This is a genomic window from Clostridium sp. UBA3061, assembly GCF_002367465.1.
Taxonomy (GTDB): domain Bacteria; phylum Bacillota; class Clostridia; order Clostridiales; family Clostridiaceae; genus Clostridium_J; species Clostridium_J sulfidigenes.
The window spans coordinates 243,772-270,139 of record NZ_DFCF01000012.1; the positions used below are offsets into that span (position 1 = coordinate 243,772).

The 26,368-nt window shown below is 31.4% G+C and carries 24 protein-coding genes; 23 read left to right on the forward strand and 1 reads right to left on the reverse strand.

All coding sequences use genetic code 11. From position 1 onward, the window contains the following. Window positions 1–38: 38 nt before the first annotated feature. The 3 genes from B2P65_RS11660 to holA all read left to right on the forward strand — a co-directional run bounded on the left by B2P65_RS11660 (window position 39) and on the right by holA (window position 4,685). Window positions 39–1,763 (forward strand): HD-GYP domain-containing protein, encoded by a 1,725-nt coding sequence (locus tag B2P65_RS11660; RefSeq protein ID WP_346848411.1) that lies wholly within the window; start codon window positions 39–41, stop codon window positions 1,761–1,763. A 69-nt stretch (window positions 1,764–1,832) separates the two neighbouring features. Next, window positions 1,833–3,617, forward strand: coding sequence for a ComEC/Rec2 family competence protein (locus tag B2P65_RS11665; RefSeq protein WP_346880177.1), 1,785 nt, complete (start codon window positions 1,833–1,835; stop codon window positions 3,615–3,617). Window positions 3,618–3,674: 57 nt separating this feature from the next. After that, window positions 3,675–4,685 (forward strand): DNA polymerase III subunit delta, encoded by a 1,011-nt coding sequence (gene holA, locus B2P65_RS11670; protein ID WP_346848413.1) that lies wholly within the window; start codon window positions 3,675–3,677, stop codon window positions 4,683–4,685. A 61-nt stretch (window positions 4,686–4,746) separates the two neighbouring features. On the opposite strand, the gene rpsT is transcribed toward holA, so the two are convergent. Continuing rightward, window positions 4,747–5,013: a 30S ribosomal protein S20 gene (rpsT, locus tag B2P65_RS11675; protein WP_035128853.1), complete on the reverse strand. Its 267-nt coding sequence runs from the start codon at window positions 5,011–5,013 to the stop codon at window positions 4,747–4,749. A gap of 229 nt (window positions 5,014–5,242) precedes the next feature. Between rpsT and gpr the strand changes: the two genes are divergently transcribed. From gpr to ybeY, 20 genes are all read left to right on the forward strand, one after another. Further along, a complete protein-coding gene (gene gpr / locus B2P65_RS11680; protein WP_346848414.1) occupies window positions 5,243–6,256 on the forward strand; it encodes a GPR endopeptidase in 1,014 nt (337 codons plus the stop codon). 83 nt (window positions 6,257–6,339) lie between these two features. Further along, window positions 6,340–7,368 (forward strand): stage II sporulation protein P, encoded by a 1,029-nt coding sequence (locus B2P65_RS11685; protein WP_346848415.1) that lies wholly within the window; start codon window positions 6,340–6,342, stop codon window positions 7,366–7,368. Window positions 7,369–7,520: 152 nt separating this feature from the next. Further along, window positions 7,521–7,805, forward strand: a complete 285-nt coding sequence (locus B2P65_RS11690; RefSeq protein ID WP_346880178.1) for a hypothetical protein — start codon at window positions 7,521–7,523, stop codon at window positions 7,803–7,805. A gap of 152 nt (window positions 7,806–7,957) precedes the next feature. Beyond that, a complete protein-coding gene (gene lepA, locus B2P65_RS11695) occupies window positions 7,958–9,763 on the forward strand; it encodes a translation elongation factor 4 (RefSeq protein WP_346848417.1) in 1,806 nt (601 codons plus the stop codon). 176 nt (window positions 9,764–9,939) lie between these two features. Next, entirely contained in the window at window positions 9,940–11,082 is a 1,143-nt protein-coding gene (gene hemW / locus B2P65_RS11700) for a radical SAM family heme chaperone HemW (RefSeq protein WP_346880179.1), read from the forward strand. Between the two features lie 107 nt (window positions 11,083–11,189). Beyond that, the gene (gene hrcA / locus B2P65_RS11705) at window positions 11,190–12,227 is read left to right on the forward strand and encodes a heat-inducible transcriptional repressor HrcA (protein WP_346848510.1); all 1,038 of its coding nucleotides are present in this window, start codon (window positions 11,190–11,192) and stop codon (window positions 12,225–12,227) included. Between the two features lie 67 nt (window positions 12,228–12,294). After that, on the forward strand, window positions 12,295–12,921 hold the full coding sequence (gene grpE, locus B2P65_RS11710) for a nucleotide exchange factor GrpE (RefSeq protein WP_346880180.1): 627 nt from the start codon (window positions 12,295–12,297) through the stop codon (window positions 12,919–12,921). A 96-nt stretch (window positions 12,922–13,017) separates the two neighbouring features. Further along, window positions 13,018–14,883, forward strand: a complete 1,866-nt coding sequence (gene dnaK / locus B2P65_RS11715; protein ID WP_346848419.1) for a molecular chaperone DnaK — start codon at window positions 13,018–13,020, stop codon at window positions 14,881–14,883. A gap of 166 nt (window positions 14,884–15,049) precedes the next feature. After that, a complete protein-coding gene (gene dnaJ / locus B2P65_RS11720) occupies window positions 15,050–16,174 on the forward strand; it encodes a molecular chaperone DnaJ (protein WP_346848420.1) in 1,125 nt (374 codons plus the stop codon). Window positions 16,175–16,587: 413 nt separating this feature from the next. Then, window positions 16,588–17,457: a YitT family protein gene (locus tag B2P65_RS11725; protein WP_346848421.1), complete on the forward strand. Its 870-nt coding sequence runs from the start codon at window positions 16,588–16,590 to the stop codon at window positions 17,455–17,457. A gap of 270 nt (window positions 17,458–17,727) precedes the next feature. Then, window positions 17,728–18,663, forward strand: coding sequence for a 50S ribosomal protein L11 methyltransferase (gene prmA, locus B2P65_RS11730; protein WP_346848422.1), 936 nt, complete (start codon window positions 17,728–17,730; stop codon window positions 18,661–18,663). A 26-nt stretch (window positions 18,664–18,689) separates the two neighbouring features. Then, a complete protein-coding gene (locus B2P65_RS11735; protein WP_035128879.1) occupies window positions 18,690–19,442 on the forward strand; it encodes a 16S rRNA (uracil(1498)-N(3))-methyltransferase in 753 nt (250 codons plus the stop codon). 1 nt (window position 19,443) lies between these two features. After that, window positions 19,444–20,745, forward strand: a complete 1,302-nt coding sequence (gene mtaB / locus B2P65_RS11740) for a tRNA (N(6)-L-threonylcarbamoyladenosine(37)-C(2))-methylthiotransferase MtaB (protein ID WP_346848423.1) — start codon at window positions 19,444–19,446, stop codon at window positions 20,743–20,745. Between the two features lie 121 nt (window positions 20,746–20,866). Continuing rightward, window positions 20,867–21,211, forward strand: a complete 345-nt coding sequence (locus B2P65_RS11745) for a histidine triad nucleotide-binding protein (RefSeq protein ID WP_035128885.1) — start codon at window positions 20,867–20,869, stop codon at window positions 21,209–21,211. A gap of 147 nt (window positions 21,212–21,358) precedes the next feature. Further along, window positions 21,359–21,535 carry a 30S ribosomal protein S21 gene (gene rpsU / locus B2P65_RS11750; RefSeq protein WP_035128888.1) on the forward strand — a complete coding sequence of 59 codons (177 nt, stop codon included), beginning with the start codon at window positions 21,359–21,361 and terminating at the stop codon, window positions 21,533–21,535. Window positions 21,536–21,556: 21 nt separating this feature from the next. Then, window positions 21,557–22,006, forward strand: coding sequence for a GatB/YqeY domain-containing protein (locus B2P65_RS11755; protein WP_346880181.1), 450 nt, complete (start codon window positions 21,557–21,559; stop codon window positions 22,004–22,006). A gap of 112 nt (window positions 22,007–22,118) precedes the next feature. Then, the gene (yqfC, locus tag B2P65_RS11760) at window positions 22,119–22,409 is read left to right on the forward strand and encodes a sporulation protein YqfC (protein WP_346848424.1); all 291 of its coding nucleotides are present in this window, start codon (window positions 22,119–22,121) and stop codon (window positions 22,407–22,409) included. Beyond that, a complete protein-coding gene (gene yqfD, locus B2P65_RS11765) occupies window positions 22,396–23,565 on the forward strand; it encodes a sporulation protein YqfD (protein ID WP_346848425.1) in 1,170 nt (389 codons plus the stop codon). The genes yqfC and yqfD overlap by 14 nt, the downstream gene beginning before the upstream one ends. A 14-nt stretch (window positions 23,566–23,579) precedes the next feature. Then, window positions 23,580–25,829, forward strand: a complete 2,250-nt coding sequence (locus B2P65_RS11770) for an HDIG domain-containing metalloprotein (protein ID WP_346848426.1) — start codon at window positions 23,580–23,582, stop codon at window positions 25,827–25,829. Between the two features lie 19 nt (window positions 25,830–25,848). Beyond that, window positions 25,849–26,349, forward strand: coding sequence for an rRNA maturation RNase YbeY (gene ybeY, locus B2P65_RS11775; protein WP_346848427.1), 501 nt, complete (start codon window positions 25,849–25,851; stop codon window positions 26,347–26,349). Window positions 26,350–26,368 lie beyond the last annotated feature (19 nt).

Here is a 26,368-nt window from a genome sequence, read left to right on the forward strand (position 1 = left end):
ATAAATAGTTTTTAAAAATTATGGTAGGGGGGATACTTATGGAATTACTAGATTTTTATCCTATAGAAAAGATTAAGCATACAATAAATGAATCTCTTAGGTATATTAATTTTGATTTGATGAAAATTTTTATCCACAATAGAAATTCAAATGAGCTATTAGAAATTCAATCATCCTATATAAAATCTACAGATTTTATAAGCAATTTATTAGAAAGTGATATGAAGCCTAATATTAGAAGCTTGGAAACTAATTTTAAGATTATATTTAACTCAAAGAAGACTCTAATACTAGATAATAAAACCAAAGTGAATAATAGTTCAGGATTTGGAAAAGCATTTTCTGGTTCCTATTATGAAATTTATATTCCTTTATTTGAAGGTGAAAAGTTTTCTAAGGAAGTTTATGGATTTATATGTATGGTGGCATTTAAAGAAAGCGACTTTAGAATACAATTTAATAATGAGGATTTTCAGAAATTAATTATGCAAATTATTAATTATTCTTATAAGAATAAAGATAAGTATACAAATGATATATATGGATTTTTAAATATTTTATTATATATGAGTGAAATAAATGAACCCTATATGCTTTCACATCCCTATAACGTTGCGCATTTATGTTTAACCATAGGCGAAAAATTAGGGTTATCTAAAGATGAGCTAAAGAGACTTCAGATTGCAGCATTGCTTCATAACATAGGTAGAATATATCTTGATCCTAATATAAGAGATAAAAAGTGGGATGCTACTAAAGAGGAAGAAGAAATTTTAAAAAATAAAGTTAATTATAGTTATAATATAGCATTGCAAGTTGACAAGTTTTTAAGGGTTGGAGGATTTCCGGAAATAATCTTATATCATAATGAGAGAATAGATGGAAAGGGCTATCCCTATGGTAAAATGGATAAGGAAATACCTATTGGTAGTAAAATTCTTTCTATAGCAGATTACATTGATTCCATGATGACTAACACTTATATTAGAAAACGTAAAAGTGTTGAAGAAATTATCGAAGAACTATATGATAGTGGTGGTACTAGATTTGATAATAGTATAGTACAAGTTGCAGTAAATGTATTGTTAGAAGAAAGTGCGGATTATGATAAGCTTTTAATGGGTTCAGGAATATATTGCAATCTAACTATAGCAATAGAGGATAATGAAAGTCATAAAAAAAGTAGCATTACTAGCTTTGGTAATATTAGAAAAGATGGAGAAACATACATTTTTACAAATACTGAAAAATATTTAAATAGAGTGTTAGATAAAAGTCTTATAACTAAACTTACAATTTACATTCAGTTAAATAATATTATGATGAAATTTAGACCTACACTAAAAAATATTTCAGATGATGAAATTACATTTTCTAATTTAGAACTAATAAAAGAAAATGATACATTTTCATTAAGATGGCTCATTGATGGTAAATTTATAACTACCAATAAAAAAGAATACGAAATATATATAAATTTAATTGGTGGCGAATTTATAGACTTTTATTTATACAAAAAAGATATAGATGAAGAAATAAAGGTAGGAATTATTTTTATTGATTATGAAGATGGAGAAAAGATAAAAATTCCTGGATGTATTATTAATTCATATTCTATGGAGGATAAAATATTCTTTAGATTTAAATATGTTGGCATAAATTCAAATACCAAAGATATAATTTTTAAAGAAATGTTTAAAAAGCAAATTGAAATGAGAACAATGTATTCTAAGTTTTCTAATAGAGTTATTAAAAATTTGTAAAAATGTAGTTTTATCCATAAAACTGAATTACAATTTATTACTTAGGCAATGATACTACAGGGTGATATTATGGATAAATCAATGGTTCAGATATGCTTAGCAGGGATTTTTGGATGTACTATATATTTTTTATATAGCTACATGGGAATTTTACCAGCTGTAGTTTTTATAGTAATTTATATACTTTTACTTAAAAAAGATTTTAAGAAACCCCTAGCTTTTATAGTTATGGGGTTTTCTATGTTGTTTTTTATAAACTGCATTATATATTTTTATTCCATGGACCTAGGGGAAAATATTAAGTGCAGAATTGTAGAGGAAGGGAAGGATTACTATATTGGTAGTCTTCAAAATAGAAGAATTAAAATTTTTCCTAAGAACAAGGATATTCAATTGGGAAGGCAGTACATATTAAAAGGAGAATTTCATAGAAAGGTAGATTATAGTAAAGGCATTGTAGGAGAGTATAACCTGATAGCTTCAAAGCCTTTAAAGGAAGATTTAATATATAAGGGATACTTGATAAAAAGTCATCTTTATAATAAGCTTTTAGCTGTTACAGATGAAGAAGGAGCTGCTATTATACTGGCAGTAAGTGGTGGCGATGATAGCTATATTGATTACGATAAAAGAGAAGAGTTTAATGCTTTAGGTATATCCCATATAATAAGTGTATCAGGACTTCATGTATCACTAATTTATGGAGTACTTCAAAGTATAATTGGATATAAACTAGCTTTAATAGTTCTTTTCTTTTATGTTATATTTACTGGAGGAAAAAGCTCTACCTTTAGAGCCTTTATAATGATATTTTTACTAGTATTAGGCCCTAAGGTGAAAAAGACCTATGAAGGTATATCAGCCTTAGCCTTTGCAGCATTTTTACTTATGCTAATAAAACCTTACTACATATTAGATATAGGTTATGTACTTAGCTTTTTAGCCGTATTAGGAATCTTCACTTTAAATAATAAAATTAAAAGGAAATTTTATAAGCTCCCCAATTTTATAGCCGCCTCCCTTAGTTTAACCTTTAGCTCTATGATTTTTACTACACCCTATATAATAATGAGATTTAATGCTGTGAGTTTAGGTGGACTAATTTCTAATCTATTTCTGATTCCATTTTACACCTTTCTATTAGTTTTAGGTAATCTTCTGCTTCTATTTATTAAGGTTCCAACGGTGTTTAATCTTTTGTCTCTCATTACTAACTCAGTGTTGCTTATAATTGATACCATGGAGGCTTTCTTAGTTAATCTTTTGCCATTACCCTTAGAATTTACTTACATAGAAGGGGTTATGATTCTCATATTATACATAAGTTATATCCTTATAAGAAGAGGGGTGAAATCTTTAAGATACTTGCCTATATTACTATTTCTTTTAACTATAAAGCAGCAATATATAATTTACCCAGAAATAAATTTTATAGGGGGGAAAAAGGCTGATATTGTAGAAATAAACTATGGTACCAGAAAAGTAATGGTATGTAATGAAAAGGTGAAGTTGAAATATGTCTATGAAAATTATAAGGGGTTAGATAGAATCTATGATGAATCTGAAGAAGAGCTAACCTTAAAACTATCAAAGCATTGCATTATAGATGTAGAAGATAAGGATGGAGTTCTCTCTTTACAAATAAATCATAGGGGTAAAATTAGCAATATAATTATAGACAAGGAATATGAAAAAGAAGCCACTCAATGCTGTTATAAAAGCAATTTTTCATCAACAAGTCCAAACTGTGATATAATAAGGATTAACAGAAAAAGAGAAGGAATTATTCTAGGACATTATTATGAAAACTATAAACTCATAGGTGGAGAATTATATCATAATTATGTTCACTAGAATAAGTATTATGCTGAAATAAGTATTATACAGAATTAAAGAGTGGAGGAATTTTTCTTGATAACCTTAGAACAACTTGAAAAACACATAAAAGAAAATAAACTAAAAAATTGTTATATACTTTGTGGTTCTGATGAAGGACTTATAAAGACAGCTATAAAAAAAATAAGAAATTTAAAGATAGATGAAAGTTTTGCTGATTTTAACTATACAAGAATTTCTGGAGATAAATTAGATGTAGATGCTTTAATAAATAATTGCGAAACTATACCCTTTATGAGCGAATATAGAATGGTAGAAATCTTTAGAGCTAACTTTTTAAGAGATAAGGGAGAAGATATAGATAGCCTTAGAAACTATCTTAAGGATATTCCTCCCTATACCTTTTTAATTATGTACTATGTATTTGAAGATGATAGAGAAAAACTTAGTAATAAGGTTAAGAAGCTTCAAAATGTATGTGAGGTTGTAAAAGTTGACAAACTAAAGGGCATGGGTCTTCAAAGTAAAGTAAAAGCCATCTTTGAAGAGAAGGGAAAGTCCATAGGGAAAAGTGAAGTTGGATACTTTTGCTCCATCATAGAAAATAACATGAACATAGTAGATAACGAGATAGAGAAGCTTATTTTATACACTGAAGGAAGGGCGATAACTAGAGAAGATATAATAAAGATGTGTCCCTATGAAAAGGAGAATGATATATTTAATTTAGTATCCTATCTTTCAGAAAGAAATATAAAGGCAGCCATAGATACTTTAAATCAATTGATATATAGGGGTGAAAAACCACCTAAAATATTATCTATGATAGAGCGTCAATTTAAGCTTTTATTTGCCATAAGAATAAAGGTTGGAAAAGGGATTAGAAAAGAAGACATAGTAAAGGAATATAACCTAAATCCCTATATTGCAGATAAGATGATAGTTCAAAGCAAAAAGTTTTCTCAGGAAGCTCTAAAGAAGAATATAGAAAATTGCATTGAAACGGAAAGTGAAATAAAAAGTAAATCTGTAGATCAAAAGAATGCCATTGAAATGCTTATGGTAAAGACCATGATGAATAAATAAAAAGTTTTAAATTAAATATATGCAAAAAAATAAATAACCGGTGAATACACCGGTTTATTTATTAAGCAGATAATCCATTTAACTTAGCTGCTAATCTAGATTTTTTCTTAGCTGCTTTATTCTTATGTATTATGCCTTTAGAAGCAGCCATATCAAGGGCTTTAACTACAGTTTTAAAGCTTTCTTGAGCAGCAGCAACGTCATTGCTAGCTAGAACAGCTTCAAATTTCTTTATAGTTGTCTTTAAAGAAGACTTTATCATAGTGTTTCTCATAGTCTTAGCTTGAGTAACTTTGATTCTTTTTTTAGCTGACTTAATGTTTGCCATTATTAATTCACCCCCTTGTATTTTTATCAATCTCTCAGCGGCAGCTTTGGGGAAGTCTGCTTACGAGTTTCATATAACAAAAGCTATTATAACATTAAATTTTGCGTACTTCAAGTAGAATTTACCTTTAACATATTAGTATATGAAAGAAACTTTGGGAAAAGATAAATATACATACTAATGTATATAGGAATAATATGAAAAATACCATAAATGAGGTGTGATAATTATGATGAAGAAAAACAAGTCTAAGGATAAAGAAGAAGTAGTTTACAGTGTAAGAACAGATTTAGCTTTAGAAGCTAAAGAGATTTATAGTGAAAATAATCCTGGAAAATTGTCAGGAGTAAAATCGGAGGAATACATAGATAATAACGTTAGAGTTACTGCAGTAAAAATATTAGATGAAGAAGGAGCTAAAAACATAGGAAAACCTATTGGTGAATATATAACCTTAGAATTTCCAGAATTCGTATACTATGATGGTGAGAGAATAATAGATGTAAGTGAAGTTATGGCTAAAGAGTTATCAAAGCTGATTAATCTAAATGAAGATATGGTAGCTTTAGTGGTAGGGTTAGGTAACTGGAATATCACCGCTGATGCCGTAGGACCAAAGGTAGTGTCAAAGATAATGATAAGTAGACACTTAAAAGAATATGTTCCAGATAGCATTGATGAGGGGGTAAGACCAGTGTGTGCTATATCCCCTGGTGTCTTAGGACTTACAGGTATGGAAACCAGCGAAATTATAAAGGGTATAGTAGATAAGGTAAAACCTAGTGTAATAATTTGTATAGATGCTCTTGCTTCTAGGAAGACACAGAGGGTAAATAGAACTATACAGCTAGGTAATACAGGTATATCTCCAGGAGCAGGAGTTGGAAATAGAAGATTAGAGCTCAGTGAAAAGACCCTAGGAGTCCCTGTAATAGCCATAGGAGTGCCTACAGTGGTAGATGCAGGAACTATAGCTAATGATACCATAGACTTAGTTTTAGAAAGCTTAATCAAGTCTTCAACTAAGGGTGGTGCCTTTTATAGCATGCTTAAGGAAGTTGACAGAGATGAAAGACAAACATTGATTAGAGAGGTTTTAGACCCAGAATTAGGGGGCATGGTAGTAACTCCTAAAGATATTGATAAAGTAATAGATAGTGTATCTAAAATAATTGCCAATGGCATAAACATAGCCCTTCAACCAGCTTTAACCTTAGATGATATAAATACCTATTTAAACTAAAGTAATAAAATTTATTCCCTCCTCATATAAATTATTAGAGTAATTAATTATACCTATGTATAACTCAAACAGGGGGGGATACGGTGAATAACAAAAGTAAGACAGATGCTGGAAAGTATTGTTCTAGAGCTATCCTTGCTATAATAGCAGTAGTCATGGTAATATCTATAGGTTTATCTAGGTCTACCCAAGCCTTAGATGATGATAACTTAGAAAGTATCAATAGAACTAACTTTTTTATGAAGCTCATAGGGCAAAGTGTCAGTACTTTAAAGCCAGCAGTAAATAAGGATGATACAAAATTTGTAGGTAATTTTACCTTGAATCCTTTGGATATAGTTAGAAAGGAAATAAGCTTTTTAGACGAAGAAAATTTAAGGGATAAAACTGCTCTTGAGAATGTGAAGGAACATGCTAAGGTAGTACAGAAAATTACAATAAATCCTTTCGAACTAAAAGATACAGACATAAATAAATTTCAAGAAGGGGTAGACGTAGTTGGTGATCCTAAAGATAATTCTAAAAAGAAGATATTGATATATCATACTCATACTAATGAAGCTTATGCAGAAGGAAACGGTGGATTATCTACCACCGTAGCAGGAGTTGGGGATGTTCTTACTTCTGAACTAGAGAAATTAGGCTTTACAGTTGTCCATGATAAAACAATACATGATAAGGCTGATTATAATAGAGCTTATCATGCGTCTAGAGAAACCATAAGTAAAAACATAAGTAGTTATGGAGAGTTTGATTTAATAATAGATCTTCATAGAGATGGTGGTCCTAGAAAAGAAGATGTTACTGGAAACATAAAGGGAGATGATGTTGCAAAGCTTACTTTAGTAACAACCATGCAGGACCCTAAATATCCTAAGCATATAGAAAATGTTAAATCCATATTTGCTATAGCAAATAAGCTTTATCCTGGGTTGTATAGAGAGAGGGGCATTATAGCCTATGACCATGGAGGTATTTTATTTTATAACCAAGATTTAAGTGATAATGCTATACTCATGGAGGTTGGAGCAGATACCAACAAATTACAAGAAGCTAAAAACTCAATGAAATATATGAGTATAGTTTTTGCACAATATTTAAATTCTAAGTAAGGCATCTGAAAATAAATAAATAGACGAGCATTCTGACTTATTTATTTTTTGAAGATGCCTAAGAAAGAATAAAAATATAAGAAAAAGTACATCATTAAATGTGAGGTACTTTTTTTATTTTGAGCACCTATAGGTAAAGGAGAATAGATAAGATGAATAGTAAGACACTAAGGATAGGATTATGCAAGTTTTTAATAATAATTTCAGTAGGATTTATGATATACGGAATTTTAGTGGTAAATATGAATTTACCTCAGGTGGTGAGACAAAGCTCTAGTTTTTATGTAAGCTCTAATGACAGGGATTCGAAGGTTAATATAAAAATAGGGGAATTTAATATAATCCTTAATGGTCAGCCTTTTAGGAATTTTATTAAAGGCACTAAGGTTATAGGAGATACTATTAAGGAACTAGCATTGCCATCTAATGAAACTTAAAAGTTAACATTATAAAGTATATTGACAAGGAACCTTTATTTTATGGTATAATTTACTTTGGTTTATTATCTAACTAAGTATAGTTGATAATTAGATTAGAAACAGTGACTTTAATAAAGAGTTAATATAAATTTACGGGGGTATTTGAGTAGATGCAAACTAACAGACAAAAACACATAAGAAATTTTTCTATAGTAGCACATATAGATCACGGCAAGTCTACTTTAGCAGATAGATTACTTGAAAAAACAGGTACTTTAACAGCTAGGGAAATGGAAGCCCAAGTACTAGATAACATGGAATTAGAAAGAGAAAGAGGAATTACAATCAAGGCTCAAGCAGCAAGACTTATACATAGAACAGAAGAGGGCGAAGAGTATATTTTAAATCTAATAGATACTCCAGGCCACGTAGACTTTAACTATGAGGTTTCTAGAAGTTTAGCAGCTTGTGAAGGAGCTGTATTAGTTGTGGATGCAACTCAAGGTATACAAGCACAGACCCTTGCAAACTGTTACTTAGCCTTAGATCATGACCTTGAAATTGCTCCAGTTATAAACAAAATAGATCTTCAAAGTGCAAGACCTGATGAGGTTAAGCAAGAAATTGAAGATGTTATTGGAATTCCAGCAGATGATGCACCATTAATATCTGCTAAAACAGGATTAAATATAGAGGATGTAATTAAAACGGTTATAGCTAAAGTACCAGCACCAGAAGGGGATGAAGAAGCTCCTCTTAAGGCCTTAATCTTTGACTCTTACTATGACTCATATAAAGGTGTAGTAACCTACATCAGAGTATTTGATGGGGTAGTAAAGCCAGGAACTAAAATCAAATTAATGAATACTAATAAAGTGTACGATGTAACTGAGGTAGGAGTATTTACTCCAGGTCCATTAAAGGTAGATGAACTTAGAGCTGGAGATGTTGGATACTTAAGTGCAGCTATTAGAAATGTAAAAGATGCTAGAGCTGGAGATACCATCACAGAAGCAGGAAGACCAGCAGCTAATCCGTTAGAAGGATATAGACCAGCTATACCTATGGTATTTAGTGGAATATACCCTGTAGATGGAGCTAAGTATGAAACCTTAAAGGAAGCTCTTGAAAAGCTACAGCTTAACGATGCAGCCCTATCCTTTGAACCAGAGACATCTATAGCTCTAGGTTTTGGATTTAGATGTGGATTTTTAGGATTACTTCACATGGAGATAATTCAAGAGAGAATAGAGAGAGAGTTTAATCTAGATATAATTACCACTGCACCTTCCGTTGTTTACAAGGTAGCTAAAACTGATGGGGAAATTATAGAGATTACAAACCCTACTAACCTACCAGAGCCAAGTGAAATATCTTATATGGAAGAACCAGAAGTTAAGGCTTCAATAATATCACCTTCAGATTATGTAGGAGCAATCATGGAGTTATGCCAGGAGAAGAGAGGAACCTTCATAGATATGCAATATATCGAAGAAACTAGAGTTGTAATTAACTATGATATTCCACTTAATGAAATAGTCTATGATTTCTTTGATGCTTTAAAATCTAGAACTAGAGGATATGCATCCTTTGACTATGAACTTAAAGGATATAAGAGAACTCAACTTGTTAAGCTTGACATACTTCTTAATGGAGATGTAGTGGATGCACTATCTATGATAGTTCCAGCAGATAGAGCTTACCACAGAGGAAGATCCATGGTAGAAAAGCTTAAGGAGATTATTCCAAGACAAATGTTTGAGATTCCAATTCAAGCAGCCATAGGAGCTAAAATAATAGCTAGAGAAACTGTAAAAGCTATGAGAAAAGACGTACTTGCTAAGTGTTACGGTGGAGATATCTCAAGAAAGAAAAAACTTCTTGAGAAACAAAAAGAAGGTAAGAAGCGAATGAGACAAGTAGGAAGCGTTGAAGTTCCACAAGAAGCATTCATGGCAGTACTTAAAGTTGACTAGTTAGTAGTACTTATAATTAATTTATTAATGTCATGAAAATTCTTCGCAATGACAATAGGTAATCGGCGTAGAAACAATCATAAATTTCTTAATCAAATTTAGTTTCCTAGCGATTAACCTTGTCATGGAAAAGAATTTTCAGAAGTTAATAAAGTGGATATTAAAGGAGAAGAAAAATGGATACAGTAGGATTAAATACAGTGGGATTATATATTCATATACCATTTTGTAAGATGAAATGTCATTACTGTGATTTTCCTTCCTATAGTGGTAAAGAAAGTTTAATGATGGATTATGCTAAGGCATTGAGTGAGGAAATTAAAGTTTCTTGCCAGGATAAAATTATAAGCACCATATTTATAGGTGGGGGAACTCCCACCTATTTGTGCATTGAAGGGTGGAAAATTATAGAAAAAGCCCTTAGGGGATTAAACAGGATAGAGGAAGGTTTTGAGTTTACTATAGAGGGAAATCCTAAGACTTTTAATGAGGAACAACTAAAAATTTTTAAAGCTATGGGAGTAAATAGAATTTCTATGGGACTTCAAGCTGTGCAACAGTGTCACCTTACTTCACTAGGAAGAATCCATTCCATTGAGGATTTTAAACATAGCTATGAAATGTTAAGGAATTTTGGTTTCAATAATATAAATGTAGATTTAATGTTTGGACTTCCAGATCAAAGTTTAGCTCAGTGGAAGGAAACTTTAAGTCAGGTTGTAGAGTTAAAGCCAGAGCATATTTCTTGCTACAGCTTAATCATAGAAGAAGGAACTAAGTTTTATAATCTTTATGAAAAGAATAAATTGATTTTACCTGATGAAGATGTAGAAAGAGACATGTATTCTGAAGCAATTAATTTTTTAGAGATAAAAGGATATCACCAGTATGAGATTTCCAATTTTGCAAAGGATGGATTAGAGTGCAGGCATAATAAAATATATTGGAATTTAGAAAATTATATTGGTTGTGGCTCATCTTCCCATTCCTATGTTAATGGCATTAGGTATAGCAATGAAGAAAAAATAGAAACCTATATAATGTCTATGGAAAATAAAAGATCTGCAGTGGTAGAGAGTAATGAAAATTCCTTAAAGGATGATATAGAAGAGTTCATGTTCTTAGGATTAAGAAAAATAGAAGGTATAAGTATAGAAGAATTTAAGAGAAGGTTTAACATCTCCATTTTTGAAAAATATAAAGAAGTTATATATAAGTATGTAAAGTTGGATTTATTAAATTTAAAGGGGGATAGATTATACCTTACTAAAAGAGGTATAGAACTGAGTAATCAAGTGATGTCAGATTTAATTTTGTAAATAATTTATGAATCATATTGACATTGAATTTTATAAATGATATATATTAAATATAGTCATTAGCACTCGTGAGTAGTGAGTGCTAACAAAGAGGTGATAACATGGATATGGATGAAAGAAAGATTAAAATCTTACAGGCTATAATAAATGATTATATAACTTACGGAGAACCTGTAGGTTCAAGAACCATATCTAAAAAATACGATTTAGGAATAAGCTCAGCTACTATTAGAAATGAAATGGCTGATCTTGAAGAAATGGGATTTTTAGAACAACTCCATTCATCCTCTGGAAGACGACCTTCTGATAAGGGTTATAGACTTTATGTAGATAGACTTATGACCCCTAGCAGACTTACAGAAGAAGAGCATGAAACTATAAGACATGACCTGATAAAGGACACATCTATAAGTGAAATAGATAGTATAATTAAGGGTGCTATAGATGTACTTTCTAATATTACTAGACTAACTTCTGTAGTAAAAGTTGCTTCTGTTAAAAAGTCAAGTATTAAGTATATAAAGTTATTAGCAATAGAAAAGCACATAATTTTATCTACAATAATAACAGACAATGGTAATATAAAAAATAATACTATTAGAGTAACAAATCCAGTAGATGACAATAAGCTAGTAAAAGTGAATAATGCTCTTAATAGACTACTTGTAGGGATTAGCATAGAACAAATTACTCTAGATTTCCTTGTTAATTTAAAAAATGAATTAGTTGGTTACGAAGAGATATTTGACTGTATAATTCCTGTTCTTCATGAAACGCTAGTGTTGGGAGATTATGGTGAAATTTATACTAAGGGTGCTACAAATATATTTAACTATCCTGAATATAATAACATCGATAAGGCAAAGGCATTTTTAGGGTTAGTAAATAATGAAGAAAACCTAAATGAAATTCTTAGCAAAGGAAACAAGGAATCTTTATTTATTAGTATAGGAGAAGAAAACTTTGTGGAATGCGCTAAAGAGTGCAGTATAATCACTGCTAGCTATAGTTGTAATGGCCGTATTATGGGTACCATAGGAGTTATAGGACCTACAAGAATCCATTATGATAAAGTTATAGCTGTTCTTGATACTGTGGTTAATGAGATAAACGACAAGATCTCTAGCATATATGATCCAGATTAACTATGGGTTTATATATATTCAAAATTCAAAGTAAATGAGATAAGCATTTAGATTGGAGGAAAGAGCATTGGAAAATAATATGGAAGAAAAGCAAGAGCTAGATAAAAAAGATATGGAAGATAATGCGGATGAAATTTTAGAAAATGACCCTTCTGAAAAAGAACAAAATGAAGAGGAAGGCACTTCCGGTGAAGAAACCTCAGAGGTTAAAGAGGAAGATGATAAGGAAGATGAGATGAAAAAATTCAGAAATCGCAAAGAAGAAATTAAAGAGCTTAAAGAAGAAAATGATTCTTTGAAAGATAAATTATTAAGAACTGTAGCTGAATATGATAACTTTAGAAAAAGAACTTCTAAGGAAAAGGAAAATATATATACAGAGGCTTGTGCTGATGTATTAAAGGAAATACTACCTGTATTAGACAATTTAGAAAGAGCTGTTGCAGTAGATGGTAGTGCAGAAGATCTTAAAAAAGGTATTGAATTAACTATAAATCAGTTTACAGCTTCTTTTGAAAAGCTAGGCGTTGAAGAAATCTCATCTGATGGAGAATTTGACCCTAACTTCCATGATGCAGTAATGCATATAGAAGATGAAAACTTAGGAAAAAATCAAGTAGCTGAAGTATTCCTAAAGGGATATAAAAAAGGCGATAAAGTATTAAGACATAGTATGGTTAAAGTAGCAAATTAATCTATGATTTATAAAGATTTTAATCTTTAATTAAAAATAAATGTATATAGTAAATTAGAAGAAAATAAGTGTATTAATTTATAGGAGGAAATTACAATGGCAAAAATTATAGGAATTGATTTAGGAACAACAAACTCTTGTGTATCAGTTATGGAAGGTGGAGATCCAGTTATAATACCAAACGCAGAAGGTGCTAGAACTACTCCATCAGTAGTATCTTTCTTACAAGATGGCGAAAGACTTGTTGGTCAAGTAGCAAAAAGACAATCAATAACAAACCCAGATAAAACTATAATCTCAATTAAAAGAGAAATGGGAACAAATCATAAAGTAAATATAGATGGAAAAGAATATACTCCACAAGAAATATCTGCAATGGTACTTCAAAAATTAAAAGCAGATGCTGAAGCATACCTTGGAGAAACAGTTACAGAAGCGGTTATCACAGTTCCAGCATACTTCAATGATAGCCAAAGACAAGCAACTAAAGACGCAGGAAGAATTGCAGGTCTTGATGTTAAGAGAATTATAAACGAGCCAACAGCTGCATCTCTTGCTTATGGTCTTGACAAAATGGATACAAACCAAAAGATATTTGTATATGACCTTGGTGGTGGTACTTTCGACGTATCTATCTTAGAACTTGGAGATGGAGTTTTCGAAGTTAAATCTACAAATGGAGATACTCGTCTTGGTGGAGATGACTTTGACCAAAAGGTTATGGATTATATAGCTGAAGATTTTAAAGCTTCTAATGGAATTGATTTAAGAAATGATAAAATGGCACTTCAAAGATTAAAAGAAGCTGCTGAAAAAGCAAAAATAGAATTATCATCTTCTACTCAAACAAACATCAATCTTCCATTTATCACAGCTGATGCTACAGGTCCAAAACATATAGATATGAACCTAACAAGAGCTAAATTCAATGAATTAACTCATGATTTAGTACAAAGAACTATTGAGCCAATGAGAAAAGCTCTTCAAGATGCTGATCTTTCAATAGGAGAAATTGACAAGGTTGTATTAGTTGGTGGATCTACAAGAATCCCAGCTGTTGTAGAAGCAGTTAAAAACTTTACAGGAAAAGAACCATCAAAAGGAGTTAACCCAGATGAATGTGTTGCAGCAGGTGCAGCTATTCAAGGTGGAGTTTTAACAGGAGATGTTAAAGATGTATTACTTCTTGACGTTTCACCATTAACATTAGGAATTGAAACTTTAGGAGGAGTTGCTACTCCATTAATCGAAAGAAATACAACAATTCCAACTAAGAAGAGCCAAGTATTCTCAACTGCAGCAGACGGTCAAACATCTGTTGAGATTCACGTAGTTCAAGGTGAAAGACAAATGGCAGCTGACAACAAAACTTTAGGAAGATTCACTCTTTCTGGAATTGCAGCAGCTCCAAGAGGAATTCCTCAAATCGAAGTAACTTTTGATATAGATGCTAACGGTATAGTTAAAGTTTCTGCTAAAGACAAAGGAACTGGAAAAGAAGCTAATATAACTATCACAGCTTCAACTAACTTAAGTGATGATGAAATCCAAAATGCAGTAAATGAAGCAGAAAGATTTGCAGAAGAAGATAAGAAGAGAAAAGAAGCTATAGAAGTTAAAAACACTGCAGATCAAATGGTTTACCAAACAGAAAAAACTTTAACTGACCTAGGAGATAAAGTTTCTGCTGATGATAAAGCTAAGGTAGAACAAAGAATCCAAGTATTAAAATCAGTTAAAGACGGAGAAGATATAGAAGCTATTAAAAAAGCTACAGAAGAGTTAACACAAGAATTCTACGCTGTATCTTCAAAGGTATACCAAGCTGAAGGCGGACAGCCAGGAGCAGAAGGTTTCGATCCAAACAACATGGGTGGAGCAGCAGGAGAAGGAGCAGGAGCTCAAGATGCACCACATGATGACAATGTTGTAGATGCAGATTTTAAAGTAGATGGAGAATAATATTCATTAAATCAGTTAAGGGATGATGAAACACTCATCCCTTAAAACTGATTTTAATGTTAAATTTTAATGTGAAAATTTAATGTTCCCATTAATACATGGTTGCAATTATACATAATATATCTTAATATATTATTCGAAGTAAAATAGGTGGTGAGTTTTAAATATGGCTAATAAAGATTATTATGAAGTACTCGGCTTAGATAAAAGTGCCAGTGATGATGAGATAAAAAAAGCTTTTAAAAAGGCTGCTTTAAAGTATCATCCAGATAGAAATCAAGGAAATGCTGAAGCAGAAGAAAAGTTTAAAGAAATAAATGAAGCATATCAAGTTTTATCAGATCCAGAGAAGAAACAGAGATATGATCAATTTGGTACTGCAGACTTTAACGGAGCCCAAGGTTTTGATGGATTTGATTTCGGTGGAGGCTTTGGCGGCTTTGGAGATATTTTTAGCGATATCTTTGGTGGAGGATTTTCCTCTTCATCTAATAAAAATGCTCCAAGAAAGGGTGCAGATTTAGAATTTAATTTAAATTTAACCTTTGAAGAGGCTGTATTTGGCTGTGAGAAGGAAATTAAAGTTACTAGAAGAGAAAAATGTGAAACTTGTGGAGGCACAGGAGCAAAAAAAGGTACTACTCCTAAAACTTGCTCTAAGTGTAGTGGTAGAGGGAAGATAAATGTTCAAAGAAGAACTCCATTAGGAGTTATTTCTACAACTACAACTTGTGATGCTTGTGGAGGTAAAGGTACTATAATAGAGGAAGCATGCTCAACTTGTAGAGGAACTGGTAAAGAAAGAAAAACTAGAAATTTAACAGTGAATGTTCCAGCAGGTGTTGATACAGGAAATGTAATGCCACTAAGAGGACAAGGTGAAGCAGGAGAAAATGGAGGGCCAGCAGGAGATCTTTATATAAATATAAGAGTTACATCTCATAATATATTTAAACGTAAAGGCTTTGATATCCATATGGAAACTCATATATCCTTTGCAAAGGCTGCTCTTGGTACAGACATAAAGGTTCCAACAGTGGATGGAGATGTTACTTATAAGGTTCCAGCAGGAACTCAACCTGGAACTGTATTTAGATTAAAAGCTAAAGGGGTTCCTAGAGTTAACTCTGTAGGTAGAGGAGATCACTATGTTAAGGTAATAGTAGATGTACCAAAATCTCTTAATGAGAAACAAACAGAAGCTCTAAGAATGTTTATGGAGGCTAGTGGAGAAGCTCCAGAAACTACTGTGGAAAAGAAAAAACACAAAAAAGGAATATTTGGAAAGTAATAAAGAGAATTAATATAATCTACAAATATTTTAAATATAGCTAAAGTCTTGTAATAGTTAATATAGGACTTTAGCTATTTTTAGTGCTTATATATTCTATCACTGTAATTTTCAACAGAGCCAATTTATATTAAAATCTTAAATTTCAGTATATTAATAGTAAAATTAATCATTAGCAAAATAGAGATAACAATATGAATATTTTTAAAATTTAATAATTGACTTTTTTAGACAAAATATTTATAATATTACTGTAGAATTTAATGATATTTTAGGGTTTATTGCGCTTTTATTACTAGTGGTGTAGAAGTTAAGTTTTTTAGCACATGTAAACCTTTTATTCATGTCTGAATTATGTTAATTTCTACAAAATCATAAGATATAACTTTAATAAAAAGGTTGGAGGCAATAACATGAAAATTGAAAAACAAAAGATCTATGACATTACCATTGATACCTTCTATGACATCATTGGTAGTATACTTTATGCTGCTGGTATTTATACCTTTGCATTATCAGCTAACTTTGCTCCTGGTGGAATTTCAGGTTTATCAATAATTATAAACTTTTTTACTAAAATACCAATAGGTATATGTAGTTTATTACTTAACATACCAATAATAATAATTAGTTATAAAGTACTTGGAAAATGGTTTTTAGTTAAATCTCTAAAAACCATGGTAATTTCAGCCTTCTTTATGGATGTAGTGTTTCCACTTATCCCAATATATTCAGGAAATCCTATACTGGCAGCTGTGTTTGCAGGAGTATTATCTGGAGCTGGACTAGCACTCATATATATGAGAAATTCATCTACTGGAGGAACAGACTTTTTAATTCTTTCTGTAAGAAAAAAAGCACCTCACCTATCTATTGGGCAGATTACAATTGCTATTGATGGTTGTGTTATCCTTCTAGGTGGATTAGTATTTGGAACTATTGATGCTGTATTATTAGGAATTATTATGACTATAGCTACATCAACAATAATAGATAAGATTATGTCTGGTTTTGAAGCAGGAAAAATGGCAATGGTAATAACTAATCATGGAAAGGAAATTGCAGATGTCATTGGAAAGGAAGTTGGACGAGGAGTAACTATAATGAATGTTACTGGTGCTTTTTCAGGAGAGAGTCGTCAAATGTTAATGTGTGCTTGCAGTAAATCTCAGGTATATAATTTGCGTAGAATTGTAAGTACCATAGACCCAACAGCTATGACTATGATTTCTTCCTTTGATGAAGCCTTTGGTCTTGGATTTAAAGATAACCTAATTGACTAAGCATCTATAGAACAGTAGAATATTAGGGGTCGATAAAAATTATAGAGCCAAATAAAACTCTTTCTTGCAATAGAAAAGATTCACTATTGCCAAGGAAGAGTTATTTTGTTATTTTGTAATATGTGATATATAATTACACAATAAAGATTATTTAGTGTATAATACCATAGACATCTTTTAAAATGATGGCAATAATATTAATTAAAACCTATTAAATATTGTTCATATAACTTAAGTATAATTTAATGTATAGATATGGAGGAAGTAGAAATGGATCAGGATTGGATTGAAGTAACGGTACTTACCAGCAGTGAGGCTACAGAAGCTGTGGCTGGTTTTCTTTATAACTGTGATGTAGAAGGAGTTTCCATAGAAGATGTGGCAGATGTGGAATTTAAGAAGGAAAACCTGGGCTTTGCAGATTTTATAAATGAGTCAGTTTTAACTATTGAAGAAGGAGCTATGGTTAAAGGGTACTTTAAGGATAGTGAAAACTTTATGAATACACTAAACTACATAAAGGAAAGTGTAGATAAGTTAGGTGAATTTGGCTTTGATAAAGGTGAAGGCATAGTAACTTATCATAAGGTAAATGAAGATGATTGGGCAAATAATTGGAAGCAGTACTATAAACCAGCTAAGGTTGGGGAGCACATTGTAGTAAAGCCTACCTGGGAAGATTATGAAGAAAAACCTGGAGAGGTTGTAGTAGAGCTAGACCCAGGAATGGCATTTGGAACAGGAACCCACGAAACTACAAGAATGTGCATAAAAGCTCTAGAGAAAAAAGTTAAGGGAGATACCACTGTATTTGACATAGGTACTGGTTCAGGAATATTATCTATAGCTGCAGCTAAATTAGGAGCAAAACATGTAGTAGGAGTAGATTTAGACCCAGTAGCTGTAGAATCTGCAAAGAAAAATCTAGAGTTCAACAAAGTAAATAACATCGAAATTCTTTATGGAGATTTAATGGAAGTAGTAGAAGGTAAAGCTAATATAGTAGTAGCTAATATCTTAGCTGATATAATCATGTTTTTAAGTGAAGGTGTCAGAGCCTTTATAGAAGATGAGGGATACTTCATAGCTTCTGGTATCTTAAACACTCAAAGAGATAAAGTTGCTGACAAGTTAAAGACCCTAAACTTTATAATTGAAGAAGTCATGGAAGATGGAGAATGGATTTGTATTATTGCTAAAAAGTAAAATTGTGTGATGGGAGTATATTTAAAATGCATAAATTTTTTGTGGAAGATAATAGCATAAATGAATCTCTGTGCATCATTGAAGGCGATGATGTTAAGCATATATATAAGGTGCTTAGACTTAAAGAAGGGGATAAAGTAAATATCAATAACTGCAAGGGTGTTGAATATATAGGAGAAATTTTAGAGGTAAATAAAAAAGAAGTAAGAGTAAACCTAATTGAAAAGGTTGCTTTAAATAATGAAAGTCCTTTAAGAGTTCAGCTTTTTCAAGGATTACCAAAGGCAGCTAAAATGGATTTAATAGCTCAAAAGTGTACTGAGCTAGGAGTCAGTGAAATCACCCCTATAATTACAGAGAGAGTTGTAGTTAAGGGCAATGAGTCCTCAGAATTTAAAAAGGTAGATAGATGGAACAGAATTGCATTAGAAGCTTGCAAACAAAGCAAAAGAAGTATAATTCCAACTATAAACCAACCTATAGATTTTAATAACCTAAAGGAAGAGATAAAGAACTTTGATTTAGTCATAGTACCCTATGAAAATCAAGAAAATCAAGGAATAAAATATGTAAAAAACCAAGTATCAGATAAAAATATAGAAACAGCAGCCATTATCATAGGACCTGAGGGTGGCTTTGAAGAGGATGAAATTCAGGCATTAAAGGATGCTGGAGCATTTATAGTAACCTTAGGGCCTAGAATACTAAGAACGGAGACTGCTGGCTTTGTAGCTCTTAGCTTAATTATGTATGAGCTTGGTGACTTAGGAGGAAATTAAAATGAAAGTAGCACTATATACACTAGGATGTAGGGTTAACTCTTATGAATCAGAAGCCATGGCAGAAAAATTCATAAAAGAGGGATATGAAGTTGTAAGTTTTGATGAATTTTCAGATGTGTATGTTATAAATACCTGTACAGTAACTAACATGGGAGATAAAAAGTCAAGACAGATGATAGGAAGAGCAAGACGTCATAATCCAGAGGCTATAATAGCAGTAGTTGGATGCTATTCACAAATAGCTTCCGATGAAATAGCACAAATTGAAGGTGTAGATGTAGTCTTGGGAAGTAGAAATAAAGGAGACATTGTTTACTGGGTTAATAGAGCAAGAGAAGAAAGTAAGCAAGTAGTAGAAGTTAAAGATGTACTTAAAAACAATAAATTTGAACAGCTAGCTATCAATGAATATCAGGATAAAACTAGAGCCTTTTTAAAGATACAGGATGGATGTAATAGATTTTGTTCATACTGCCTAATTCCCTTTGCTAGAGGGGGAGTTTGTAGTAAAGAGCCTGAGGAAATATTAAAGGAAGTAAAAGAACTAAGTAAAAATGGGTTTAAAGAAATAATTTTATCTGGAGTTCACACTGCTTCCTATGGAGTAGATTTAGAAGGTAATTGGGATTTAGTTAAAATCCTAGAAGAGATAAATAAAATAGAAGGAATAGAGAGAATTAGAATAGGCTCTATAGATCCAACCTTCTTCACTGAAGGGGTAATAGAGAAAATCTGTAACCTAGAAAAGATGTGTCCACATTTTCACCTATCCCTTCAAAGTGGCTGTGATGCAACAATTAGAAGAATGAATAGAAAATATACAGCACAGGAATATAAGGATGTAGTAGAAAATCTTAGAAAGTATATGAAGGACGTGTCTATAACTACGGATATAATTGTAGGTTTTCCAGGGGAGTCTAATGTTGAATTTGAAGCTACCTATGAATTTTTAAAAGGTATAAAACTAAGTAAAATGCATATCTTTAAGTATAGTAAAAGAACAGGAACTAAGGCAGCGGAAATGCCTTTCCAAGTAGATGGTCTTATAAAGGAAGAAAGAAGTAAAAAGTTAATAGAACTAAATAATGCTTTAGAAGTAGAATTCATGGAGAAATTCATAGGAAGAGAAATGAGAGTACTTTATGAGGAAGCTATAAGTGGAAAAGAAAACACTTATGTAGGCTATACAGAGAACTATATAAAAGTAATAACAGAAAGTGATGAAAACCTAGAGGGTAAAATAGTGCCTACAAAACTAGCAGCTGTAAAACAAGAAAATATGATAGGAATCATAGAATAATACAAAATATAGATACACTAACATGGATTTTTAGAGTATAATATAAGATATGAGAAATCATATTATACATTATAGGAAACTATAAATGTAGGTTTTTACTACTGAGAATGGAGGTGAAAAAATGTCAGATTGTTTATTTTGTAAAATTGCAAAGGGTGAGATTCCTTCAAATAAGGTCTATGAAGATGATAAGATATTAGCATTTCATGACATAAGTCCTGAAGCACCTGTGCATATTCTTATAATCCCAAAGGAGCACATAAGCTGCGTTAATGATATAAATCATGAGAATAGTAGCATTATAGCTCATATTTTCGCCACCATACCAGAACTGGTAAAAAAACTAGGAATAGATAAAAGTGGATATAGAGTTGTAACTAACACTTTAGACCATGGAGGTCAGACTGTTCCACATTTACATTTTCATTTGTTAGGTGGAAGAAATTTAAAATGGCCACCAGGCTAAAAATAAGGACTAAAAATATGTAAATAAAACTAATGAAAATCTTGACATAAGTTAATGTGAATTGTATAATTGAAAATGTGCTATTTAGGCCTCGCATTGGCTACTTTTAATTAAAATTAAATTGAGCTAGCGGAGGGAGGGATATAAATGTCAGAGATAAAAGTTGGAGAAAACGAATCATTAGAGAATGCATTAAGAAGATTTAAAAAGAAATGTGCAAGATCAGGTGTGCTTTCAGAAGTTAGAAAGAGAGAACATTACGAAAAACCAAGCGTAAAGAGAAAGAAAAAATCAGAAGCTGCTAGAAAAAGAAAATTTAAGTAGAATTTGAAAGAAGGTTTATTAATGTCATCCATTAAGGAAACATTACAGGACGACTGGAAAAATGCTATTAAACAAAGAAATAAGTTTAAAGCAAATGTAATAAGCATGGCTAAAGCTGCTGTTTTAATGGTTGAAAAATCAGGGGCAGGAGAAGTAGATGATAGTAAAGTCATCGAAATTTTAGCAAAGGAAGTTAAACAAAGAAGAGATTCTTTGGTTGAGTTTGATAAAGGAAATAGACAAGATTTGGTTGATCAAACAAAAGCTGAAATCGAAATCTTATTACAATACCTTCCTCAGCAGTTAACGGAAGAAGAAATCCGAAAAATTGTTCTGGAGTCAGCCGAAAAACTTGGTACTAGTAGCATTAAAGATATGGGAAAACTTATGGCAGATGTTAGACCTAAGGTAAATGGTCGAGCAGATGGCAAAGTAGTTAGTCAAATAGTAAAAGAATATTTGAATAAATAAAGAACTCAGTTTACTGAGTTCTTTTTATTTTAAGTAATTTATCATGAAAAGAAATCATAAAATTTAAAAGAGAAACTTTGTAAGTAAAAATTATGATTTAGAGGTGATGAAGTTGAGTGATAAATTAGTGAGGGTAAAGGAAAAGGTCATTTATGGATTAGACTTACCAGTAGATGTAGCCCTTAGCTTACCTAAAATAATAGTGATAGCAAGAAAAGAGGTAACGGTAGAGAATCATAAAGGGATAATAAAATTTAGTGACAGTGAATTAGTTATAAATACAAGTATTGGACCTTTGAAAATTCTAGGTAAGGATTTTGAAATTATATTTGTAGGAGGTACCACCATAACTTTAAGTGGATATTTTAGCTCTATGGTGTATGAAAACTATGAAGAAGATTAATAATTTTAATAAAAGCTATATAACTGTTCAAGTAGATTCCCTTGAAGGAGAAAAAATTCTCAATTATCTTTGGAATAAAAATGTTAGTGTAAAAAATATAAAAAGAAATAATGCCTTTTCTATTACACTAGAAATATCAGTATCAGATTATCTTCATTTAAAAGAAGCTGTTAAAAAAGTAAAGGGAAAAGTAAAGATTTTGCATCGTAAAGGGATAAACTTTTTCTATCTTAGATTAAGTGCTAGAAAACTTTTAATTGCAGGTATTGCTGCATTTTTCTTTATTTTATACTATTTGAGTAGCTTTATTTGGAGTGTGGATATAAATACAGATAAATATCTAGCTCCCCTTGAAGTTAGAAATATACTGAAAAGCTATGGAATAATGGTTGGAAGTAAAAAGGGTTCAATAGATGTTCTAAAAGTTGAAGAAAAGTTAGTTGCTGATATAGATGAAATAATGTGGGTTAAAGTTAGAATTGAAGGCTCTATGCTCACTGTAGATATAGTGGAGAGGCAAGAACCACCAAAGATAAAAGAAAAGGAGTACACAGGAGATTTAGTAGCTAAAAAAAGTGGAGTTATAAATAGAATATATACTAGTGCTGGAACTCCTGTGAAACAACTTGGCACAGTAGTTGACAAAGGTGAGTTAATTGTAAAAGGTCAAGAAGGAAAAGAAGGCATGGAGTTCTCTGTAAAGGCTGAAGGAAAAATATATGCTACTACTTTTTACGAAGAATTTACAAAAGTACCTATATCTATTACCTCAAAAAGAAGAACGGGAAATAAGCAGGTACGATATGGAGTAAATGTAAACAATAATAAAATTTATATTAAGAAATCATTAAATAACTATACAACTTATGATAAAATAGAAGAAAACTGGGGCATCTTTATAAAAGAGACTTATTATGAAACAGAAGAGGTGGAAGAAGCTACTGACACTGACACTGTAATAAAGGAACTACAAAACAAAATTACATTAAATTTAGATAGAGGAGTTAAAATACTAGATATAACTCCAGAAGTTAAAAAGCAAGAGAAGGAATATGAAATTAGAGTATTAGTTACTGTAGAAGAAGATATAGCAGAAAGCCAAGTTGTAGTTACAGAAACAGAAAGAGAAAAGGAAGATGAATCCCCTGAGACTTAAAAAGAGGTGTAAATATGGGACATAAAAAAAGATTATCAAGGATAAGATTTCCAAGAATAAAACCCTATATTACTTTTATAATTACAACTTTAATAGTTTATTTGATTTTAAGCACTGTAGTAGTAAGTAAAAAATATAACCTTCAAGTAGGTGAAATAGCTAAATTTGATATTAAAGCACCAAGAGATGTGGAAGATAAGGTAGCAACTCAAAAGAGTATTGAAGAAGAGCTAAAACACGTACAAGAAACCTATACCTATGATGCTAATATAAGAAAGGGTGCTTTAGATAATATAAATAAACTTTTTGAATTAGTTAAAAAGATAAATTCTGAAAATCCTCCTTATAATCCTTCCAGTGAAGATGATAATGAAAAAATTAAGTCAGAACAGGAAAAAATCAATGGGATAAAGCTGAAAAAGTTAAAAGAGGAAAGTGTTATAAAAAATCTTTCTACTGAAAACTATGGATTACTTTTATCCTTAAATGAGACTGGATTAAATAGCCTAAATGAAGAGATAGTAGATTGTATGAATAATTTATATGATACTACCCCTATATACGAGAATAAACCTCAGGATATAGTTTCAGCACAAGGATATATAACTGCCTTCTTTAATAATACTAGCTATGCTAAAAATGTTAAGGATCTAGCCATGGCCATAGGTTATTCGCAAACTAAGGCTACCTATTTTGTAGATCATGAAAAGACAGAAGAAGCGAGACAAAACATAACTAAAAATGTAACACCTGTAATCTATAAAAAGGATCAAACTATAATAGCAGAAGGTCAACCTATTACTGAATCACAAATTGAGCTTCTAAATGACTTAGGCCTCTTAGGTAATGATAAATCTACGGGCATTTATATGAACCTAGTTTTACTTCTAGTTGTTGCAGGAGTATTAGGATTACAGTGGAGATATATAAAAGAAAAGCGCAGAGACATATATGAAGATAATAGTAAGGTTATCCTGATAAACCTACTGACAGTACTAACTGTAGTATTAGCTAGGATATCTATTCTCATATCTCCTTATGTTATACCCTTTGCTTGTATTTCAATTTTATTATCTGTACTAATTGATAGTAAAACATCTGTAACCATAGGAATATTAAATGTAATATTTATATCCTTTATTGTTAAATTTTCAGTAGATTTAACTCTTATAGCTATGGTCAATGCAGTAATAGTTCCAATGGTATTAAAAAGGGTTCAGCAAAGAAATGACATATTGTATTCTTCCTTGCTCATTGGAGCTATAAATGTAGTATTTACTGGTGCCATGGGATATTTCCTAAGCACTAATGTGACTAGTATAATCAATAAGGCTATGCTTACAGGAATATCTGCTATAGTATCAGGAATATTAGCCATAGGAATACTGCCAGTTTTAGAAAATATATTTGATGTATTAACTAATATTAAACTTCTAGAGTTAGCTAACCCTAATCATCCCTTGATGAGGAGATTACTTTTAGAAGCACCAGGTACTTATCACCACTGTGTGTTAGTTGCAAACTTAGCAGAGATGGCTGCAGAAAGTGTGGGAGCCAATCCAATACTAGCTAGGGTAGCCTCCTATTATCATGATGTTGGAAAGCTAGAAAGGCCCTATTATTTTAAGGAAAATCAAATAGGTATAGTAAATCCTCATGATGATATGTCACCAGCTATGAGCTCTGCCATAATACTATCCCATGTGGAAGATGGGGTTAAATTAGCAGAAAAATATAACTTACCTGAAGGCATCACTGATGTTGTGAGAGAGCATCATGGAGATTCTCTCGCTAAGTATTTTTATATAACTATGAGAAATAAAAGTGAGAATCCCGATGAGGTAAATGAGGCAGATTATAGATATGGTGGACCACCACCAAGATCAAAGGAATCTACCATTATAATGTTAGCAGATGGGGTTGAAGCCTCTGTAAGGTCCATTAATAAGCCTAACAAAAAGAAGATAGAAGAAATGGTAAATAACATAATTAAGAGTAGAATTGATGAAAATCAGTTTGTCAACTCTGACCTAACCTTTAAAGATTTAGAGAAAATAAGAGAGAGTTTTCTAAAGGTTCTATCTGGAATTTACCATGAAAGAATTGAGTATCCTAAAGACAAGATTAATTTAACAAAAGAAAACAATGAAAAAAACCTTGAAGAAGATAAAGAAGTTGTATCAACTAAGGAAGAACAGTTTAAGTTAAAAGAGCCAGAAGCAGTTATACAAACTAAAGAAGTTGAAAAAGAAAAGCAGATATAGGATAAATAGGAGATAAAATATGATTTATATGGACGATAGGCAAAGTCTTATTTCCGTTGAAAAAGACTTAGAAGAAAATATTAAAGAAATTATAGATTATGCTTTAAAAGAGGAACAGGTTCTGATTCCCTATGAAGTAAGTCTAATTTTTGTAGATAATGAGGCCATAAGAGAAATAAACTCAGATACAAGAGGAATAGATAGGGCTACAGATGTACTATCCTTTCCCATGCTAGACTATGATGAGAAAAAAGTATTCAAGGAGTGCTATTTAGAACATGAATTTTCAATTATTGATTTAAATGAAGGAAATTTAGTCCTTGGAGATATTGTGTTATCCTTAGAGAGAGCAAAGGAGCAGAGTGAAGAGTTTGGACACTCATTTATAAGAGAAGTGTGCTACTTAGTAACTCACTCCATTCTTCACTTGCTTGGATATGATCACATGGAAGATGATGATAAGGTAATAATGAGAGCTAGAGAAGAAGAAATTCTAAGTAAGTTTAACATTGAAAGATAATAGATTATATATAGGTTAT